5 protein-coding genes are annotated in these 2,336 nt (G+C 62.4%); 4 read left to right on the forward strand and 1 reads right to left on the reverse strand.

The annotated features are described in order from the left end of the window. From VK519_RS11190 to VK519_RS11205, 4 genes are all read left to right on the forward strand, one after another. A partial coding sequence (locus VK519_RS11190) for an energy transducer TonB (RefSeq protein WP_324349826.1) occupies positions 1–430 on the forward strand: 430 nt, incomplete at its 5' end. Positions 431–492: 62 nt separating this feature from the next. Further along, positions 493–1,260, forward strand: coding sequence for a MotA/TolQ/ExbB proton channel family protein (locus tag VK519_RS11195; protein WP_324349827.1), 768 nt, complete (start codon positions 493–495; stop codon positions 1,258–1,260). An 11-nt stretch (positions 1,261–1,271) separates the two neighbouring features. Further along, positions 1,272–1,691 carry an ExbD/TolR family protein gene (locus tag VK519_RS11200; protein ID WP_324349828.1) on the forward strand — a complete coding sequence of 140 codons (420 nt, stop codon included), beginning with the start codon at positions 1,272–1,274 and terminating at the stop codon, positions 1,689–1,691. 6 nt (positions 1,692–1,697) lie between these two features. Beyond that, positions 1,698–2,114 carry an ExbD/TolR family protein gene (locus VK519_RS11205; protein ID WP_324349830.1) on the forward strand — a complete coding sequence of 139 codons (417 nt, stop codon included), beginning with the start codon at positions 1,698–1,700 and terminating at the stop codon, positions 2,112–2,114. Between the two features lie 60 nt (positions 2,115–2,174). Here VK519_RS11205 and VK519_RS11210 read toward each other — a convergent pair. Next, positions 2,175–2,336, reverse strand: a 162-nt coding sequence (locus VK519_RS11210; RefSeq protein ID WP_324349832.1) for a pyridoxine 5'-phosphate synthase, incomplete at its 5' end; no start/stop codon positions are given.

Consider the following 2,336-nt stretch of genomic DNA (forward strand, 5'->3'; position numbering starts at 1 on the left):
GCCGCCGCCGAAGATCATCCAGCAGATCAAACCGCCGCCGACACCGCCGCCGCCGACACCGCCGCCGGCTGTTGAGGAAGCGACGACCAATCCGCAGCCCGCTCCGCCTCCCGCACCTCCGGCACCGCCGGCTCCGCCCGCGGCGATCGAAGCGAGTTCGGACCTGTCGTACCAGAGCCGCAATCCGCCCAAGTACCCGCCGCAGGCCGTACGCCAGCGTCATGAAGGTACCGTCGTATTGCTGGTGCTGGTGGCCGTCGACGGCTCTGCCAAGGACGTGAAGGTCGACAAGTCCAGCGGTTTCCGCGAGCTGGACCAGGCCGCGGTACAGGCCGCGCAACGCTGGAGGTTCAATCCGGCCAAGCGTGGTGGTCAGATCGTCGAAGGCTATGCTCGCGTACCGGTAACATTCAATCTAAGCCAGACCTGAGCACTTCTTTCCAGTGCGCTTGTCTATCTACAGTTCACGCTTGACTTCCCAAGGGTAGCGTTATGTTGCAAGACACCTCCGCTTCTGCTGCTCCGGCAGCACAGTCCAACGCCGAAGCCATGAAGGCCATGGGCTTCGATCACCTTATCCACAACTTCGATCCGCTCGGTTGGATCGTCTTCGTTGTGCTGGTGATCATGTCCTTCTCTTCCTGGTATTTCATCATCGCCAACTCGATTCGCAACGCCATGGTTCGTGGCCGCGCCGAACGTGTGATCCAGGGCTTCTGGGGCAATAGCTCCACGCAGGACGCGATCCGCGCCCTCGAGGAAGAGCCCAAGGGCGAACCGTTCTCCAAGATCGCCCTGGACGCCGCCTCGGCGGTCGCCCATCACCAGGCTGCTGCTGGTGGCCGTCTTGCCGAAACGCTCTCGCGCTCGGAATTCATCGACCGCGCCCTGCGCCAGGCCGTCGCTCGCGAAAGCCTGCGCCTTGAGGGTGGCCTCACCCTGCTGGCAACGGTCGGCGCGTCCGCACCGTTCATCGGTCTGCTCGGTACGGTGTGGGGTATTTACCACGCCCTGATCCGCATCTCCTCGTCGGGCGATGCCTCGATGCAGGCAGTGGCCGGCCCCGTCGGCGAAGCGCTGATCATGACCGCCTTCGGTCTGTTCACCGCCATCCCGGCCGTGCTTGCCTATAACTTCTTCAACCGCTCCAATCGTCTGACCTACGCCCGTTTCGACGAGTTCGCGCACGACCTGCACGACTACTTCGCCACTGGTTCCCGTGTCGAAGCCGGTACGGCTCCGGTCAGCGTCAAGAAGTGAGGTTCTGACCCATGGCTATGAGCACCGGGGGCAACAGCGGCGGCCCCATGTCGGAGATCAACGTCACGCCCCTCGTGGACGTGATGCTGGTGCTCCTGATCATCTTCATGATCACGGCGCCGCTGATGACGCATCGGATCAAGATTGACCTGCCCAAGGCCAACCCGAACGTCAAGGAAGAAGTCCAGGTAGAGCCGATGGACGTCGCGGTCAAAGAAGATGGTTCGCTGTACTCGGGCGACGCGCCGGTAACGGAAGCTGAGCTCAAGAATCAGTTCGCTGTCGCCGCCAACAAGTCCCCGCAGCCGGAAATCCAGCTGCGCGCCGATCGCACCACGCAGTACAAGACGGTGCGCAAGGTGTTGGGCTTTGCCAAGGATGCCGGCATGGTGCACGTGGCCTTCCTCACCACCGGCAACAGCAAGGAGTAACCGGCCATGGCATTCAGCACAGGCAGCAGCAGCGGCCCGATGGCGGAAATCAACGTCACGCCCCTCGTGGACGTGATGCTGGTGCTCCTGATCATCTTCATGATCACGGCGCCAATCCTTTCCCATAAGGTCAGGATCGATCTTCCGCAGCCCAGTGCCACCCCGCGTCCGCCGGATAACCCGGTTGATCCGATCCACCTGCAGATCAAGCAGGACGGTTCGCTCTACTGGAACGACACCCCCGTCGACGAGGCCGGTTTGAAGGCCCAGATTGCGGTGATCGCCCAGCAGGCCAACCAGCCGGAACTGCAGATCGACGCCGACGACAATGCCCAGTACGAGGCAGTCGCCAGGGTCCTTTCCGATGCGAAGGGCCAGGGCTTGGTGAAGATCGGTTTCGTCAACACCGGTGGCGGCCAGTAGCACGCTCGTACCGATTCAAAGCACTACCTTTGGAAAACCCCCGCCTTGCGCGGGGGTTTTTTAATGCAGGATCTGCAGGTAGCGGCGCACCACGTTGGCCATGCCCGAATACAGCGACTCGGTGATCAGAGCATGGCCGATGGACACTTCGGCAAGACCCGGGATCGCGGTCTTGAAGGTGCCGACGTTGTCCAGGCTGAGGTCGTGCCCGGCATTCACCGC

Origin of the sequence: Pinirhizobacter sp. (assembly GCF_035317885.1) — a bacterium.
Classification (GTDB): Bacteria; Pseudomonadota; Gammaproteobacteria; order Xanthomonadales; family Rhodanobacteraceae; genus Pinirhizobacter.

Bases quoted from the DNA above. Each gene is read 5' to 3' on its own strand.
- VK519_RS11195 (WP_324349827.1), top strand. From the start codon at position 493: ATGTTGCAAGACACCTCCGCTTCTGCTGCTCCGGCAGCACAGTCCAAC.
- VK519_RS11200 (WP_324349828.1), top strand. From the start codon at position 1,272: ATGGCTATGAGCACCGGGGGCAACAGCGGCGGCCCCATGTCGGAGATC.
- VK519_RS11205 (WP_324349830.1), top strand. From the start codon at position 1,698: ATGGCATTCAGCACAGGCAGCAGCAGCGGCCCGATGGCGGAAATCAAC.